The sequence below is a fragment of the Roseomonas populi genome, from assembly GCF_024594815.1.
GTDB classification, from domain to species: Bacteria; Pseudomonadota; Alphaproteobacteria; order Acetobacterales; family Acetobacteraceae; genus Roseomonas; species Roseomonas populi.
In genome coordinates this window covers 88,888-105,474 of record NZ_JANJOU010000016.1, presented here as the reverse complement: position 1 = coordinate 105,474, position 16,587 = coordinate 88,888, and the positions used below count along the sequence as shown (strand labels likewise).

Annotated in this window: 15 protein-coding genes; 5 read left to right on the top strand and 10 right to left on the bottom strand. The window is 69.0% G+C overall.

The annotated features are described in order from the left end of the window. Positions 1-117: 117 nt before the first annotated feature. From NRP21_RS17450 to NRP21_RS17440, 3 genes are all read left to right on the top strand, one after another. The gene (locus NRP21_RS17450) at positions 118-912 is read left to right on the top strand and encodes an SDR family NAD(P)-dependent oxidoreductase (RefSeq protein WP_257717508.1); all 795 of its coding nucleotides are present in this window, start codon (positions 118-120) and stop codon (positions 910-912) included. A 570-nt stretch (positions 913-1,482) separates the two neighbouring features. Further along, positions 1,483-3,384: a PAS domain S-box protein gene (locus NRP21_RS17445; RefSeq protein ID WP_257717507.1), complete on the top strand. Its 1,902-nt coding sequence runs from the start codon at positions 1,483-1,485 to the stop codon at positions 3,382-3,384. Positions 3,385-3,396: 12 nt separating this feature from the next. Beyond that, complete coding sequence (locus tag NRP21_RS17440; RefSeq protein ID WP_257717506.1) at positions 3,397-3,777, top strand: response regulator; 381 nt, start codon at positions 3,397-3,399, stop codon at positions 3,775-3,777. Positions 3,778-4,081: 304 nt separating this feature from the next. On the opposite strand, the gene NRP21_RS17435 is transcribed toward NRP21_RS17440, so the two are convergent. From NRP21_RS17435 to NRP21_RS17400, 8 genes are all read right to left on the bottom strand, one after another. Beyond that, positions 4,082-4,741: a TetR/AcrR family transcriptional regulator gene (locus NRP21_RS17435; RefSeq protein WP_257717505.1), complete on the bottom strand. Its 660-nt coding sequence runs from the start codon at positions 4,739-4,741 to the stop codon at positions 4,082-4,084. A 2-nt stretch (positions 4,742-4,743) separates the two neighbouring features. Continuing rightward, positions 4,744-5,322 carry a TetR/AcrR family transcriptional regulator gene (locus tag NRP21_RS17430; protein ID WP_257717504.1) on the bottom strand — a complete coding sequence of 193 codons (579 nt, stop codon included), beginning with the start codon at positions 5,320-5,322 and terminating at the stop codon, positions 4,744-4,746. Between the two features lie 139 nt (positions 5,323-5,461). Beyond that, a complete protein-coding gene (locus NRP21_RS17425) occupies positions 5,462-7,867 on the bottom strand; it encodes a xanthine dehydrogenase family protein molybdopterin-binding subunit (RefSeq protein WP_257717503.1) in 2,406 nt (801 codons plus the stop codon). A 20-nt stretch (positions 7,868-7,887) separates the two neighbouring features. Then, positions 7,888-8,838 carry an ABC transporter ATP-binding protein gene (locus NRP21_RS17420; RefSeq protein ID WP_257717502.1) on the bottom strand — a complete coding sequence of 317 codons (951 nt, stop codon included), beginning with the start codon at positions 8,836-8,838 and terminating at the stop codon, positions 7,888-7,890. Then, the gene (locus NRP21_RS17415) at positions 8,835-9,836 is read right to left on the bottom strand and encodes an ABC transporter ATP-binding protein (protein WP_257717501.1); all 1,002 of its coding nucleotides are present in this window, start codon (positions 9,834-9,836) and stop codon (positions 8,835-8,837) included. Before NRP21_RS17415 ends, NRP21_RS17420 begins: the two co-directional genes overlap by 4 nt. After that, on the bottom strand, positions 9,833-10,672 hold the full coding sequence (locus NRP21_RS17410) for an ABC transporter permease (RefSeq protein ID WP_257717500.1): 840 nt from the start codon (positions 10,670-10,672) through the stop codon (positions 9,833-9,835). Before NRP21_RS17410 ends, NRP21_RS17415 begins: the two co-directional genes overlap by 4 nt. Continuing rightward, the gene (locus NRP21_RS17405) at positions 10,672-11,667 is read right to left on the bottom strand and encodes an ABC transporter permease (protein WP_257717499.1); all 996 of its coding nucleotides are present in this window, start codon (positions 11,665-11,667) and stop codon (positions 10,672-10,674) included. The genes NRP21_RS17410 and NRP21_RS17405 overlap by 1 nt, the downstream gene beginning before the upstream one ends. A gap of 7 nt (positions 11,668-11,674) precedes the next feature. Then, positions 11,675-13,282, bottom strand: a complete 1,608-nt coding sequence (locus tag NRP21_RS17400; RefSeq protein ID WP_257717498.1) for an ABC transporter substrate-binding protein — start codon at positions 13,280-13,282, stop codon at positions 11,675-11,677. Positions 13,283-13,501: 219 nt separating this feature from the next. Here NRP21_RS17400 and NRP21_RS17395 point away from each other — a divergent pair, with 219 nt between their 5' ends. Then, the gene (locus NRP21_RS17395) at positions 13,502-13,756 is read left to right on the top strand and encodes a hypothetical protein (protein ID WP_257717497.1); all 255 of its coding nucleotides are present in this window, start codon (positions 13,502-13,504) and stop codon (positions 13,754-13,756) included. Positions 13,757-13,863: 107 nt separating this feature from the next. Here NRP21_RS17395 and NRP21_RS17390 read toward each other — a convergent pair whose 3' ends face one another. Together NRP21_RS17390 and NRP21_RS17385 are read right to left on the bottom strand one after the other, a co-directional pair. Further along, positions 13,864-14,844 (bottom strand): Bug family tripartite tricarboxylate transporter substrate binding protein, encoded by a 981-nt coding sequence (locus tag NRP21_RS17390; protein WP_257717496.1) that lies wholly within the window; start codon positions 14,842-14,844, stop codon positions 13,864-13,866. A 24-nt stretch (positions 14,845-14,868) separates the two neighbouring features. Continuing rightward, positions 14,869-15,840, bottom strand: a complete 972-nt coding sequence (locus tag NRP21_RS17385; RefSeq protein ID WP_257717495.1) for an alpha/beta hydrolase — start codon at positions 15,838-15,840, stop codon at positions 14,869-14,871. 104 nt (positions 15,841-15,944) lie between these two features. Here NRP21_RS17385 and NRP21_RS17380 point away from each other — a divergent pair, with 104 nt between their 5' ends. After that, positions 15,945-16,550, top strand: a complete 606-nt coding sequence (locus NRP21_RS17380) for a helix-turn-helix domain-containing protein (RefSeq protein ID WP_257717494.1) — start codon at positions 15,945-15,947, stop codon at positions 16,548-16,550. Positions 16,551-16,587 lie beyond the last annotated feature (37 nt).

Here is a 16,587-nt window from a genome sequence, read left to right as displayed (position 1 = left end):
CGTCCCTCCCTCTGCCCTGAGTTTTTCTCACATTAACCCCAGGCAAAGCTCGGTTGCCACCCCCGGGCCACCGGGCCAGCCTGGAACAAAGCCCCTGGGGAAAGCACGGAGGAAGACATGGGTGAGCGCCTGCGCGACCGGATCGCGCTTGTCTTCGGCGCCGGGTCGGCGGGCGAGGGATGGAGCAACGGCCGCGCCGCCGCCGTCGCCTATGCGCGGGAGGGCGCGCGCGTCTTCGCCCTCGACCTGGATCTCCGCTCGGCCGAGGAAACGGCCGAGATCATCCGCGGGGAGGGCAACGACGTCAGTGCCCTGGCGGCCGACGTCACGGATCCCGCGCGCATGCAGGCCGTGGTTGCGGAGGTGCTGGCCGCGGCCGGGCGCGTGGACATCCTGCACAACAATGTGGGATTCACCCGCATGGGTGGCCCGGTCGAGGTGGAGTTCGAGGACTGGAACCGCCTGCTCGCGCTCAACACGGCCGGCGTCTATCTCGCCTGCAAGCACGTGCTGCCGGGCATGGTGGAGCGCGGGCGCGGCGCGGTGATCAACATATCCTCGGTCGCCTCAGTGGGCGCCGGGCCCTATCCGCAGCCGCTCTACGGCGCCGCGAAGGCGGCGGTGAACGGGCTGACCCGCGGCCTGGCCGTGCGTTACGCGCCGAGCAACGTGCGTATCAATGCCATCATGCCGGGGGTGATGGACACGCCGCTGATCCACCAGCAGATCGCCGGCAATTACGCTGACCGCGAGGCGATGATGGCCGGCCGTCATGCCCGCGTGCCCATGGGCTTCATGGGCAACGCCTGGGACGTGGCGAACGCCGCCGTCTTCCTGGCCTCGGACGAGGCACGCTACATCACCGGCGTGGTGCTGCCCGTCGATGGCGGTCTGGTCTGCACCATGCGCTGAACGGCTTGCCGAGTTCCGACAGCTTGTGTTTCAGATGCGTGGCAATCCTGGTCAGGCGCCGGCCGGTTCGTGCGGTGGAGGCTGGAGCTTCGGCACGGGAGGCGGCGGCCCGCTTTGAGGTGGGCGCCTCCGCCGCCATCGAGCTGGTGCGGCGGACCGCCGTTATCGAGCTCGGACCTCGGCCCGCCATCTGCAAGCCGCGGCACCGGGCGGAGCGGAAGGCGGCCAGGCCAGCACCTGCTGCAAGCCGTCGAGCGGGTGCTATCGGCACCAGCGAATGCGCCGGGAAGGTCGACCGCGACTTCCACTGTCGGGACGCCATCAACGCCATGCTGATGGCCGACTTGGGCGCTGAGACGGCGGGCGAAGCTGGCCGGTAGCGGAATGGCGGCTCCCGACGCGCGAGGGCAGAGGAGCGGCCGAAGGGGCGGCTCATCTCGCCAGCCATCGCCTCTCCGAACGCGGATCGGCAGCCGGTGCATTGCGGGAGCGTTCCGACGGGGGTGGCGAACCCGGCAAGCCCCCGTGCATGGTGCCTTTCGCCGGCGACGCTGACGGAGGGACCTCTGGATGCCTGACGTGGAGCAGATGATCCAGCGGCAGAAGGCGCTGGCCGACTTCGGGGAGTTCGTCCTGCACTGTGAGGACCTGGACGAGATCCTGCACGAGGCCTGCCGCCTCGTCGGCGAGACGCTCGGGACCGGCCGGGCCAAGATCCTGGAGATCCAGGAGGGCGGGAAGGAGCTCTTCGTGCGGGCCGGGGTGGGCTGGGCCGAGGGCGTCGTGGGCCACCTTCGCCTGCAGATCGAGGAACACTCCTCCGAAACCTACTCTATCGAGAAGCGCGTCCCCGTCGTCACACAGGACATCAGCAAGGAAGACCGCTTCGAGGTTCCCGAGTTCATGAAGGTGGCCGGGGTGGTGGCGCTGGCGAATGCCCCGATCCTGCTGCCGGGCGGCAGGGCTTATGGCCTGCTGCAGGTGGACGACACCGAGCCGCGCGACTTCGGTGAGGAGGACACGGAGTTCCTCCGCACCTACACCATCATCCTCGGGCCGTTGCTCGACCGGCTTCTGAAGGTGGGCGAGCTGCGCCGTAGCGAGGAGCGCTTCCGCCTCATGGTGGAGGAAGCGCAGGACTATGCCATCTTCACCACGGACCGGGATGACCGGATCGTCGACTGGTTGCCCGGAGCTGCCGCGGTGTTCGGCTGGTCTGCCGAGGAGGTCGAGGGAAAGCCCGCGGATATCCTCTTCTCGCCCGAGGACCGGCAGGCAGGAGAGGCCGAAAGGGAGGTCGAAACGGCCCGGGCCAGGGGGCATGCCCCGAACGTGCGCTGGCACGTTCGGAAGGACGGCTCGCCTGTGTTCATTGAGGGGGCCGTGCGCGCCCTGAAGGATGGCGGGGGCAGCGTCACGGGGTTCATCAAGATCGGCCAGGACGTGACGGAGCGCCGCGCCTCCGAGACGGCACTGGCGGAGAGCCTGCAACTGCTGCGGGCCCTGGTAGAGGGCGTGCCCCAGCTGGTCTGGCGGGCGGGGCATGGCGGCGAGTGGACGTGGTCGAGCCCGCAATGGACCGCCTACACTGGCCTCTCGGCCGAAGAGAGCCAGGGCATGGGCTGGCTCAGGGCCATGCACCCCGATGATCGCGAAGGCGTCCATTCGGCCTGGGCCAAGACCGAGGCGGGAGCGCCACTCAAGTTCGAGGGGCGTCTCTTCCACCAGGGGGAGGGCCGTTACCGCTGGTTCCGGACCCGCGCCACGCCGGTGCGAGGCGAGGATGGGCAGGTCGTGGAGTGGCTTGGCACGTCGACCGACGTGGATGACCTGCGCCGCCTGCAGGACCAGCAGGAGGTGATGATCGCGGAACTCCAGCACCGGACCCGCAACCTGATCGGGGTGGTGCAGTCCACCTTCACCAAGACCCTGAAGGGCAGCACCTCCCTGCAGGACCTCCGCGCTCGCTTCAATGACCGGCTCGCTGCCCTGTCCCGGGTGCAAGGCCTGCTCTCGCAGCTGGCCGGGAGCGAGCGGGTCGACTTCGGCGAGATGGTCAGGGCGGAACTCTCCGGGCACGGTGCGCTGGAGGAGCCGGGCAAGGTGATCCTGGAGGGGCCTCCTGGCGTTCGTCTCCGCTCCGGCGCGGTGCAGACCTTTGCCCTCGCGCTGCACGAGCTGGCCACCAACGCCGTGAAGTACGGCGCCCTGCAGCAGCCCGCCGGCCGGCTGCGCGTGTCCTGGCGCCTCGTTCCCGTGGCGGAGGGCGGCGAGCCCTGGCTATGGGTCGAGTGGCGGGAGAGCGGGGTGAGGATGCCGGAGGTTAGTGCGCCGGTGCCAGGAGGCGGCTATGGACGCGAGCTGATCGAGCGGGCTCTCCCCTACCAGCTTGGGGCGAGGACGACCTACGAGCTGGGGGCCGTTGGCGTGATCTGCACCATCGCTGCCCCGGTGGTGAGCGGGGCCGCGTGAGGAGGGCTGGCAATGGCCGGGGCGGATCTGACGGGCCGGCGCGTGATCGTGGTCGAGGACGACTACCTGATCGCGGACGAGATGCGCGAGCTCCTGGAGGATAGCGGGGCCGAGGTGGTCGGCCCGGCGCCCACCGTCCAAGACGCCCTGAACCTGCTCGGCCGGCCAGGGGCGATCGATGGAGCCGTCCTGGACGTCAACCTGCGCGGCGAGCCTTCCTACGGGGTGGCTGACGCGCTGCTGGCGCGCGGCGTGCCGTTCGTGTTCGTTACCGGCTATGGCAGTGGCGTGATCCCCCAGCGGTATGCGGGGGGCGGGCGTTGCGAGAAGCCTGTCGGGATCGAGGCCATCACACGGGCGCTGGGATTCGATGATGCGCGCCCCGTGCACTAGCCCAGCATTCCACGAGGCCGGCCAAACAGGCCGCGACGAGGGCAGGGCCGCAAGCGAACTCGGAAGCCCATCAGCTTGGAGGCCCAACGGCATCTGCCGCGGCCGCTTTTGAAAACCGTCAGTGACGCCTTGAAGGTCCGGGTTAGGCGCCGAGCGGAACGGGCCCACCTGACCGAGAGCAGAAGTGCTGCCTCAGGGTAAGATGTCCAGCAATGCGGTCATCAGGAGGCGAGCTACCCCGGGCTGCCCAACGCGAGGCATTCCTTCGCACCGACATGAAGCTGCATCGTGCCCGATGAACAACTCAGGCAGATCCAGCCTCGACGGCCGAGACGCCGCTCATTCTGATCGGAGCACTCGCGTATCCATTCAGCCACGCTGAGAGGCGTTGGCGTATCTGTGCCGATGTCATCCTCCCCGCAGGGATGCCGAGCAGGCGATTGCAGATGGGATTGAAGCAGAGCTCCCCGTGCAGAGCCCAGGCGAGTTCCATCAAGGCGGGCTCCGGCCGGCCGCCTTCGCTGGACGCCAGCGCCTGGAGGCCGGCTGCGATGGGTTGGATGACGCGGACTCGTATCGAGGCCATGTAGTGCTGGCTCGCCTTCTGGTTCTGCAAGCCGGAGAAGGCAAAGATCCGCAACCAGGGGCCGTCCTCCAGCGCGTCGAGATAGGCTGCGTAGAAGCGCGTCAGGCGTTCTTCCAGGGTCAGGGATGCGTCGCGGAGCAGAAGGTCCCAGCCTGCCTGCCACCGCGTGGCGTAGAACTCCTCGTAAACCCGCTCGACCAGCGCCTCTTTTGTCGGGAAATACCGGTACAGCAAAGGGTGAGTGATGCCGAGATGGTCTGCGAGATCGCGCAGCTGCGCGTCCAGCCCGTGTTCCGCGAAGTAGGCGATGGCGCCAGAAACGATCTGTCGCTCGCGCTCCTCGGGTGCCAGACGTCTGGCCCGCGTCGGTTGCACCACCTCTAGGCCTCCGCAGCGGCAAGGGCGCGCGCACCGCGACAGAAGCCGGCGATGGCGGCGCTGAGGGCTGCGTCAGGATCCCGTGGCGTCGCGCCGCGCCAGACGGCTAGGCGTGCCCCGAGGTAGAAAACGCGGCCCTGTAGCGCCCAGGCCTGCTCCCGAGCCTCCGGCTCGGTCAGGGCAGCACCGCTGCCCCGCGGCGTCCGAAGAGTCTCAGCGACGGGATGGACGACGCGGTCCTCCAACAGTGACCGTAACCCGGAGGACTTGGCCTGGCCCGTAAGTCCGGCCGCTAGGGCAATTCGCACCCATTCGGGCGCGAGCAGCAGCGCTCCAGCCGCGCGATAGAAGTGCAGCAGTCGCTTCTCGAGAGGAAGGGACGCATCGTGCAGGACAGCAGCCCAGGCAGGTTGCCACCGGCGCTCGAACATCTCCGTGCAGACTGCCTGGATCAGTAGTTCCTTAGTTGGGAAGTGACGGTAGAGAACGGAATGGGAAATCCCGAGCGACTGCGCAAGGAGGCGCGTTTGGCCGGAAAAGCCCGCCTCCGCGAGAAAGGGGATCGCTGCATCGAGGATCATGCGCTCGCGATCCGCCGCGGCTACCCTGGGCCGGCGCGGTACGGCCGGGTTGGTGGCGGCCCTGGCCATCGGCATTCTTCTCCCCGCCGTCGTGCTGCGGCGTTATAGCTGGCGCGGGCACGGGCTGCAGCCCGGTACGCTAGGCCGGCCGGGAGGGCGCATTCCGTGCAGACTGGATCGCCTGCCATACCCGAAGCGGGGTTGCCGGCATCGCAATGTCCCGCACCCCCACCTCGCCCAACGCGTCGAGCAGGGCGTTCACCACAGCTGGCGGCAGACCGACCGAACCCACCTCGGCACAACCCTTCGCCTTCAGCGGATTGTGCTCGCACGGCGTGCCGTGCGTCAGGACCGTGAAGCTGGGCATGTTGTGTGCCCGAGGCATGGCGTAATCCTGGAAGCTGGCGGTCAGCATCTGCCCCGCCTCGTCGAATCCGCAGCCCTCCAGCAGCGCCTGTCCCGCGCCCTGGGCCAGCCCGCCATGGATCTGCCCGTGGACGATCATCGGGTTGATGATCTCACCCAGGTCGTCCACGGCCACGACCTTCTCTAAAGTCACCTCACCGGTCTCGGGATCGACCTCCAGCTCGCAGACGTGGCAGCCTCCGGGATAGGTCCAGTTCTTCGGGTCGTAGAAGGCGGTCTCGTCCAGCCCGGGCTCGATCTCGTCGATCGGATAGTCGTGGGGCGTGTAGGCGGCCCGCGCGACGTCGGTGAAGCTCACGCCGCGGTCCGTGCCGTCCACGCGGAAGATCCCGTCCTCGAACACGATGTCATCCGCCGACGCCTCCAACCGGTGCGCGGCGATGCGCTTGCCCTTGGCGACGATCTTCTCGACGGCCTTGATGATCGCGGAGCCGCCGACGACGAGGGAGCGGGAAGCCGCCGTGCCGCGTCCGAAGGGGACCTGATCCGTGTCGCCCTGCACGATGCGGACCCTCTCATACGGAACGCCAAGACGATCCGCGACGATCTGGGCGAAGGTCGTCTCGTGGCCCTGGCCATGGCTGTGGGCGCCGCTGAACACGGTGACGGCGCCGCTCGGATGCACGCGCACCTGAGCGGACTCCGAGCGTCCGCCGCGGCCGCCGAGCTGCCCCACCACGCGGGAGGGCGTGCCGCCGGCGATCTCGACATAGGTGGAAATGCCGAAGCCCCGCAACCGTCCCCGGCGCCCGGCCTCCTCCTTCCGGGCAGGGAAGCCATCCAGGTCGGCCGCCTCGAGGGCGAGGCGGAGCGTGGATTCATGGTCGCCGGAGTCGTATTCCAGCCCGAGAGGCGTGGGATAGGGGAACTGGTCGGCCCCGATGAAGTTCCGCCGGCGCAGGACCACGCGGTCGATCCCCGTGACCTTCGCCGCCTCGTCCACCAGCCGCTCGAGCACGTAGCTCGCCTCTGGCCGCCCGGCGCCGCGATAGGCATCCACGCTGACGGTGTTCGTGAAGGTGAGCTTGACGTTACACCAGATCGCAGGCGTCCGGTACACGCCCGCGAGCAAGGGCGCGTAGTAGTAGGTCGGGATCGCCGTGGCGCCGCCCGTGAGATAGGCGCCGACATTGGCGAGGGTAACGACGCGCAGCCCGATGAAGATGCCATCCGCGTCCAGGGCCAGCTCGGCTTCGGTCCGATGGTCCCGGCCCTGCACGTCCGTCAGGAAGGATTCCGTGCGGTCCCCCACCCAGCGAACGGCGCGTCCCAGACGGCGGGCGGCCCAGGTCAGGGTCGTCTCCTCCGGGTAGAGGAAGATCTTCGTCCCGAAGCCGCCGCCGACATCGGGGGAGACCACGCGAAGGTCGGTCTCCGGAATGTTCAACACACTGCCGCAAAGCGTTCCCCGCACCGTGTGCGGGTTCTGGCTGGTCGTCCAGAGCGTTGTGGTGCCCATCGCCGTGTCATGCACCGCCACGGCCGCGCGCGGCTCCATCGGCGCGGGCACCAAGCGGTTGTTGACCAGGGAGAGGCGGACCCGGTGCGCCGCGCGGGCAAAGGCGGCATCCACGGCCGCCGCGTCACCGATCTCCCAGTCGCAGCAAAGATTGTCGGGCAGGTGGTCCCAAACCCGCGGCGCGGCGCTTTCCAGTGCCGTGCCGAGATCGGCCGCAGCCTCCAGCACCGCGTAATCCACCTCGATCGCCTCCGCCGCGTCTCGCGCCTCGGCTGCCGTTTCGGCGATGACGACGGCCAGCGGCTCGCCGACATGGCGCACCTTGTCCACGGCCAGGGGATAGTGCGGCGGCTCCGCGTTCGGGCGCCCGTCGCGGTCGCGCACCACCCAGCCGGAAGGAAGGCTGCCGACCCCGGCGGCGCGTTGATCGGCCCCGGTGAAGATCGCCACCACGCCCGGCATCCCGCGCGCGGCATCCAGCTGTAGGCCGTTGATCCGCGCATGGGCGTGGGGGGAGCGCAAGAACGCCGCGTGGGCCTGTCCGGGCACGGCCATGTCCGCGACGTAGCGGCCCTGGCCGCGCAGCAGGCGCTGGTCCTCGCGCCGCCGGACGGATTGGCCGATGCCGGTCGCGGACCGGGCGAGGGGCTGCTCGGGCATGGTGATCGCTCGTGACCTGTTCAGGCCGCCAGGTGGCAGGCGGCGGCGTGGCCTTCGGCCAGTTCCCGCATGACGGGCACATCCACGCGGCAGCGGTCCACCGCGACGGGACAGCGGGGATGGAAGCGGCAGCCCTGGGGCGGGTTGAGGGGGCTGGGTGGCTCGCCGCGCAGTGCTTGGCGGTCCGCCCGGCTGCCGCCGCGGCCGGGCAGGGCGGAGAAGAGCGCGCGTGTATAGGGATGGCGCGGTTCCCGCAGCATGGAGCCCTTGCGCCCGATCTCCACGATCCGCCCGAGATACATGACCGCGATCCGGTCCGAGAGGTATCCGACCACGGCGAGATCGTGGGAGATGAACAGGTAGGAGAGGCCGAACTCCACCTGCAGCGACCGCAGCAGGTTCACGATCTGCGCCTGAATCGAGACGTCGAGCGCCGAGACCGCCTCGTCGCAGATCACGAGGCGGGGGCGCAGGGCGATGGCGCGGGCGATGCTGATGCGCTGTCGCTGGCCGCCGCTGAACTCATGCGGGTAGCGGTCCAGGTCGGTGGCGCGCAGCCCCACACGCTCCAGCAGCGCCGCGGCCATGTCCCGGCGCTCCGCCCGCGTTCCCACGCCATGCACGCGCAGCGGGTCCTGCAGGATCGTGCCGATGCTGTCGCGCGGGTTGAGCGAGCCGAACGGGTCCTGGAACACCATCTGCATCTCGCGCCGATGCGGGCGCAGCGCGCGGCGGCCAAGCCCGACCAGCTCGGCGCCCTGGAAGCGGATCGACCCCGCCTCCGCCGCGTCCAGCCCGTTCAGCGTGCGGCCGAGGGTGGACTTGCCGCAGCCCGATTCCCCGACAAGCCCCAGCACCTCGCCGGTTGCGATGCCGATATCCACGCCATCCACCGCATGGACGATGCCAGCGGCGGTGCGGTGGTACTTCCGCAGGCCGCGCACGGCCAGAAGCTCATCTTCGGCGCTCATGCGGCGGCCCTTTCGCGGCTGGCGACGAGGCAGGCTACCTGACGGCCCGGGCCGATTGGATCGAGGGCGGGGCGCAGGTCCGCACAGGCCGGCTCGGCCCGAGCGCATCGGGGCGCGAAGGCGCAGCCCGGGGGCAGGGCCAGGGGAGGGGGCACCACGCCCGGGATCTCCACCAGTGGTTCCGATACGTCCTGCCACGGGTCGGGACGACAGGCCAGGAGGGCGCGGGTATAGGGGTGCGCGGGGTCGGCGAGCACCGCGTCCACCGGCCCCTCCTCGACCTTCCGCCCGGCATAGACCACCGCCACGCGCTGCGCGTGGTCCGCCACGAGCCCGAGGTCGTGGGTGATGAGCACGACGCCCATGCCGAGATCCGCCTTCAGGGCATCGATCAGGTCCAGGACCTGCGCCTGCACGGTCACGTCCAGCGCCGTGGTGGGCTCGTCCGCCAGCAGCAGGGCGGGGCGGCAGGCCAGGGCCATGGCGATGACGATCCGCTGCCGCATGCCGCCCGAGAGCTGGTGCGGGTACTCGTCGACCCGCCGTTCGGGTGCGGGAATGCCGACAAGGCGAAGCAGGTCCAGCGTGCGCGAGCGGGCCTGGGCCCGCGTGACGCCCCTCTCGTGCAGCAGGATCGCTTCGGCGATCTGCACGCCGACCGGCATCAGCGGGTTGAGGCTGGTCGAGGGCTCCTGGAAGACCATCGCCATCTCCCGCCCGCGGATGTCCCGCATCGCTGCCTCATCCAAGGGGAGGATGTCGCGGCCGCCGAGGAGGACACGCCCGGCCACCACCCTTCCGGGCGACTGGACCAGGCGGATCACGGAGTAGGCGAAGGCGCTCTTGCCGGAGCCGGATTCCCCGACCACCGCCACCGTCTCCCCGGCATGGACGGAAAGATCCATGTCGGCCACGGCGGTGACCGGGCCGCGCGGGGTCTCGAAGACCGTGCGCAGGCCTTCCACCTTCAGGACAGGCTGGGCTGGAGAGGCGCTCATGCCCGGCCTGCCGCGCGCGGGTTCAGCGCTTCGTTCAGGCCGTCGCCCACCAGGTTGATCGAGAGGACCGTGAGAAGGATCGCGATGCCGGGGATGCCCGACATCCACCAAGCGGTGCGGATGGCCGAACGCCCGGCGCCGATCATCAGCCCCCAGCTCATCACGTTCGGGTCCCCGAGGCCGAGGAAGGAGAGGCCGGATTCGAACAGGATGGCGGTAGCCACCATGACGGAAGCCGCGACGAGGATGGCGGGCAGCGCGTTGGGCAGAATTTGGCGTGCGAGCACGCTGGCATCCCCCATGCCAATCGCGATCGCGGACTGCACGTAGTCCCGGTTCCGCAGCCCCGCCACCTCCGCCCGCACCAGCCGTGCGAGCGGTGCCCAGGACACGACCACGATGGCGATCAGCAGCGCCTCCAGCGAGGGTTCCATGATCGCGACGAGGACGATTGCGAAGAGAAAGGAGGGGATCGTCTGGAACAGCTCGGTGAAGCGCATCAGCAGCGCATCCGCCCGGCCCCCGAGATAGCCCGCAGCTCCGCCGACCACGATGCCGATGGCCGTGACCACCAGGGCGGTCAGGGCCCCGATCAGCAGGGAGACGCGGGCCCCGTGGACGATCCCCGCCGCGAGGTCGCGCCCCAGCGTATCCGTGCCCAGGAGGAACTCCCCCGTGAAGGGAGGCAGATAGGGGCGGCCGACGATCTCAAAGGGATCCTCCGGGTAGAGGAAATCGGCTGAGGCGGCGAGACCGATGACGAGGAGCAGCAGGATCGCGCCCGCCACCGCCGCCGGCTGGCGCAGGAAGCGGCGCAGTGCCGGAGACAGGCGCATCAGGCGAGCGCCACGCGCGGATCGATGATGGAGTGTATGAGATCGACCAGCAGGTTGGCGACGACGACCACGGCGGAACTGAGGGTGAGGATACCCAGCAGCAGGTTCAGGTCGCGCGCGAAGAGCGCCTCGAAGGCCAGCTGGCCAAGGCCCGGCCAACCGAAGACGGATTCCACCACCACGGAGCCGCCCAACGCGCCGCCGATCTGCACCCCCGCCATGGTGACGATGGGCAGGACCGCATTTCGCAGGACGTGGCGGAACACCAGGCGGCGCGGCGGCACGCCCTTGGCCCGGGCCGTCACGACGTAGTTCATCCGCAGGTTCTCCAGCACAGAGGCGCGCATGAGCCGGGTGTAGAGCGCCATGTAGAAGAGCGAGAGCGTGAGGGCCGGCAGCACGAGGTGGTGCAGCACGTCCAGCACATGCGCCACGCCGCCGACCGGGCCGCCCACCGTGGTCATGCCGCTGGTCGGCACCCAGCCCAGCTGGATGGCGAAGACAACGATGAACATGAGGCCCAGCCAGAAGATCGGCGAGGCATAGGCGAGGACGGTCGCCAGCAGGATCAGCGCCGCCTCGATCCGGTTGCGCCGAACGGCCGCGATCAGCCCCAGCAGCGTGCCGAGCCCGACGGAGAGCAGCACGGAGGCGCCCATAAGCAGAAGCGTCGCCGACATCCGCCCGAGGATGAGGGAGAGGTTCGATTCCTGGTACCGGAAGGAGTAGCCGAAATCGAGGGTGAGGATGTTCCAGACATAGCTGGCGTACTGGAACAGCAGCGGGCGATCGAGGCCGAACTGGGCGCGCAGCTGGGCCATGTATTCCGGCGTGGCCGCCCCGGCCTCTCCAGCCATGACGGTTGCCGGATCCCCTGGCGCGAGGCGCAGCAAGAAGAAGTTGAAGGTGACGATCAGCAGGATCGTCGGCAGCCCCTGGAGCGCACGACGCCCCAGGAAGCGCCAGCGGCTGCCTTTCCCGCCCGGACCCGCCACCTTCGGATCAGCCCTCGACCCGTGTTTCGTAGAGGCCGCCGCGCACGCCCAGCCCGGAGGTGATGAGGTTCTTCACGCGCTTGTTCTGAAGCGCGACGAGGTCCATCTCCATGATCCAGATGACCGGGCTGTCTTCCACCAGCTTGCGCTGTATGGCGTGGAACAGTTCGCCGCGCTTCGCCGGGTCCGTCTCCACGGCGGCCTGGGCCCAGAGCCTGTCGTTCTCGGGATCGCTGTACTGGGCGACGTTGTTGAACGGGATGCCCTGCCGGATATTGCTCGTCACGAATTGCCGCTGCACACCGAGGGTGGGATCGCCCATGCCGACATACCAGCCGGAGGTCATGTCGAAGTCGTAGTCGGTATAGACTCGGCGGACATAGGTCGCCTGGTCTACCGTGCGCAGGTTCAGCCTCACGCCGATGCGGTTGTAGGCCTGGCGCATGTATTCCCCCATGCGCCGGTAGTCGTCGCCATAAGGGCCCACATCCTGCGTCAGCTCGAAGCGGATCCCACCGGAGCCGCGCTTGTACCCGGCCTCATCGAGCAGGGCATTGGCGCGCGCCACGCGGTCGGGAACATCGAAGCGCAGAACCTGATCCGTGTAGAGGCCGGAGCCGGAATAGACCGAGGAGATCGGGCCCACCGCCGGCTTGCCGAAGCCATACCAAACATTGTCCACGATGAACTTGCGATCGATCGCATAGGCCAGCGCCTGGCGGACACGCTTGTCGTCCAGCGGCTTCTTCTTCGTGTTCAGCTCCAGCAGCATCATCGGGGCGAGAGCCTCGTAGCCACCCTGGGCGATTTCGATGCTCGGCAGGCTCGCGAGACGACGCATTTCCGCCGGGGTGATCGTGCCGAAGAAGGCCACATCCACCTCGCCACTCTCCAGCGCCGCCGCGCGGGTGGCAGGATCGTTGATGAAGCGGAAGATAAGCCGGTCGAGATAGGGGCGCCCCGGGCGCCAGTAGTTCGGGTTCTTCTCCAGGATGATGGATGCGCCGCGGTTCCACTCGGCGAACTTGAACGGCCCGGTGCCGATGGGCCGGTTGTTCGCCGGATTGTTCCGGATGTCCGTGCCCTCGTAGAGGTGCTTCGCGACGATCGGCGACTCCAGGCTGGACAGGCCCTTCATCATCGGCGGGTAGGGATGGGCGAGGTGGAGGACTGCGGTGTGTTCGTCCGGCGTGTCCACCGCCTCTAGCGGGCCGAGATTGCCCGGGCCACGCGGGTGAAACTTCTTCACCACCTCCAGGAGGGAGAAGGCGACGTCGGCGCTCGTGAAGGGCTTGCCGTCGTGCCAGGTGACGCCGCGGCGCAGCTTGAAGGTGACCGACTTGCCGTCGCCCGATACCTCCCAGGACTCGGCCAGCGAGGGCTGCGGCTGCATCTGCATGTCGTATTCGAGCAAGCCATCATAGATCTTCGTCGCCAGCTCCGCGACGGAAGGCGCGGAGTTGATGGCGTTGGTGAGGACCGTCGGCTCCGGCGTCGTCACGACGACGAGGGTGTTTCCGCGCGCCTGCTGTGCAGGGGCAGCTGCAGGATAAACCAGCCCCACCGCTCCGGCGCCGAGAAGGGGAAGCGAGCCCAGCAACTGACGACGAAGCATGTCTGCCCTCCAGGGAGATGGCGCGATCGGCATGGCAAGCAGGGCCGGGGCGCGCGTGTCGGCTACCTTCTGTCGCGCGAACTATTTACCGATTGGTCACAAACTGCAAGAAGCGAAGTCGGCACCGGAATGGGCTGCGCCCATCATGGCGGCGGAGCGACGCCTGAGCGCGATCCGGTGCGCCCTGTTGGCATGCTGCCTATCGAGAGGATGAGACTGGTGAACTACATCTCGGCGCGCATCCGGCCTGACCGGGTGTTCCATGGATACGACGCGGAGCGGAAGCTGGTCGTGGACAAGATGCCCGCGCAGGACTTTGTGGAGAAGGTGATCAAGGTGGACCGCATTCTCTCCGTCACGGAGGATTACATCTTCATCGAGTGCCCGCACGACACCGTCCAGACCTGGGAGTACGAGGGTGACCTCGCGGACATCAAGCGCCGCCTTGCAGCAGCCGGATTGCTGATTGAGTAAGACAAGGAAGGGCGGCCAGATCGGATCTGGCCGCGCCGTAGGAGCGACCGTACCTGCTAGGCCGCAGACGCATAGGCGATAAGCCGTCGATCGTTCCTGGCCTCGCCCTATCCGGCCCGCATGTCCATGGCGCGGACGATCGGCACCCAGCGGTCGTTCTCCTCGGTGAAGAATCGCGCCACCTGGTCCGGTGATCCGGACATGGGCGTGAGGTCGATGGCCGCGAAGCGCTCGCGCACCTCCGGCCGGGCCGTCACCTCGTTGATGGCCGCGTTCAGCCGGGCGACCACCTCCGGCGGGGTGCCGCGCGGGGCGACGACCGCCTGCCAGGGCTCGAGGTTGTTCACGCCGGGGAAGCCTGCCTCCTTCATTGTGGGAACCTCCGGCAGGGTGGGGATGCGCGCGTCCGACATGACGGCCAGCCCGCTGATCGCGCCGGAGCGGATGTGCTCTCCGACGACCGAGGGCGTGTCGACGAGGAAGGCGATCCGCCCCGCCAGCAGGTCCGCCAGCCCCGCCGCGCTGCCGCGATAGGGCACGTGCGTCACCTCCAGCCCGGTGACGTTGGCGAAGTGCTGGGCCGCGATGTGGCCGGACGCCCCGTTACCCGCCGAGCTGAAGTTGTAGCTGCCCGGCTTCCCCTTCACGGCCTGCACGAGTTCGGCGACGCTCCGGACGTTCATGTTCTTTGCCGCGACCAGGATCAGCGGCACCTTGGCCACGAGCGCGACGGGCACGAAGTCGCCCATGGGATCGAAGGGCAGGCTGGCATTGGCGCCCTGCACCAGGATCTGCGCCGTCAGCCCGCTGAGCAGCAGGGTGTAGCCATCGGCCGGGGAGCGGGCGACGGAGGCAGCGCCCACAATGCCGCCCGCACCGGGGCGGTTGTCCACCACCACGGGCTGGCCGAGGAGCGGCGCCGCGCCCTCGGCCAGCAGCCGCCCTGTCGTGTCGTAGCTGCCCCCCGGCGCGTAGGGCACGACGAGGCGGACCGTCCGGTCCGGAAAGGCTGCCCAGGCCGGCCGCGCGCCAGCCAGGGCCGCGAGGGCGAGCGAGCCGAGGAGGGCATGGCGGCGGGTCAGGTGCATCGGTCGGGATCCTTCAGGGCGCGGCTACCACGTGGGACCGGCGGGCAGGTCGAGGGCAGCGCGGATCTCGGCGCAGACGGCCTGGAACTCGGCCTCGGCCACGGCGCTGAACCGGCGCATGCGGACATAGCCGTGGATCAGGCCCGGGCCGACGCGGGTGACCGTCGGGACGCCCGCCTCCTCCAGCCGGGCGGCGTAGCGCAGCCCGTCGTCCCGCAGCGGATCGAGGGCCGCGATGCTGAGGCAGGCGGGCGGCAGGCCGGCGAGGCCGGGGGCGCGCATGGGCAGGGCATAGCCATCATCCGCCCCAGCGCCCGCGGGCAGGAATGCCTCCAGCGCTTCCCTCATCGCCGCGCGGGTGAGGATGGGGTCGGTCCCGGCGCGGTAGCTCTCCGTCTCCAGGTCGTCGTCCAGCGTGGGGTAGAGCAGCGTCTGGTGCGCGATGGCCGGGCCCCCCCGGTCGCGCGCCATCAGGGCACAGGCCGCGGCGAGGTTGCCGCCCGCACTGTCCCCGGCGATGGCGAGGCGGTTGGGGTCGATCCCCAGCGCCTCGGCCCGCTGCGCGGCCCAGCACAGGGCTGCGTAGGCATCTTCCGTGGCCGCCGGGTAGGGGTTCTCCGGCGCGCGGCGGTAGTGGACGCTGAGCAGGACGGCGCCGGTGTTGGCGGCCAGGCTGGCCGTGATGAAGTCGTGGGACTCCGGGCTGCCGGCGATCCAGCTTCCGCCGTGCAGGTAGAGGATGGCGGGACGCGGCCCACCGCCGGCCGGCACGTGGACGTGGATGGGGATTTCGCGCCCGGGGAGGGTGACGTAAGTGGTGTAGGTGGAGAGCCAGTCCGGATGCCGCTCGGCGGTGAGGCGGGCGAGGATCTCCGCTCGCAGCCGCCGCTGGTCGGGCGAGAGGTCCACGATCCCCGCCATCCGGCCCGCGTCCTGCCTTGCCTTCTCGACATAGGCGACCACGCCGGGATCCATGGAGGGGTGGAAGTCGCTCAATTGCTTTCCGGGGCGGAGAGGGCTGCTTTCATCGTGACGAGACTAGGCACCGCGTTCACGGTGGTGCAAGTCTGTTTCACCGATATGAAATCCAAGGAGGCTGCTTGGCACGTGATCCCTCCCAAACCGCCCGGCCCGCCGAGCCCGTCTCCACCGCTGCCATCGACAGCACGATCGGGCGTCGACTGCGGCTGCTGCGTGAGACACGCCGCATGCCGCTTGCTGAGTTGGCGCTGAGCCTGGGCAGGTCGGTGGGCTATCTCAGCCAGGTGGAGCGTGGCCTCTCCTCCCTTCCCATCCGGGAACTGGTGCGGATCGCGGAGCTGCTGGGGGTGGATTTCCTCTCACTCGTCAGCCCGGCCGGGGCGGGGGAGGGGGCGTCGCACATCCGGCGCGCGGCGGATGCAACGCCTGTCACCTTCCACCCCAGCGGGATCACCAAAACGTCGCTGGTTCCATCCGCGGCAGGAGAACTGCGGCTCTTCACAATGACGCTGGAACCAGGATCCAGCACGGGCATGGACCTCTACAGCCACGAGGGAGAGGAGGCGGGACTGGTACTGGAGGGCAGCATCGACCTAGTCATCCAGGATGCTACCTACAGCTTGGCGCAAGGCGATTCCTTTCGCTTTGCCAGCAGTACGCCGCACGGCTTCTCGAACGCGGCAAAGGGGCGGTCAGTGGTGCTGTGGGTCAACTCACGGGGGTGAGCAAGCGAGCCAGCTGGAACGCTGACTCCTGGCGAAG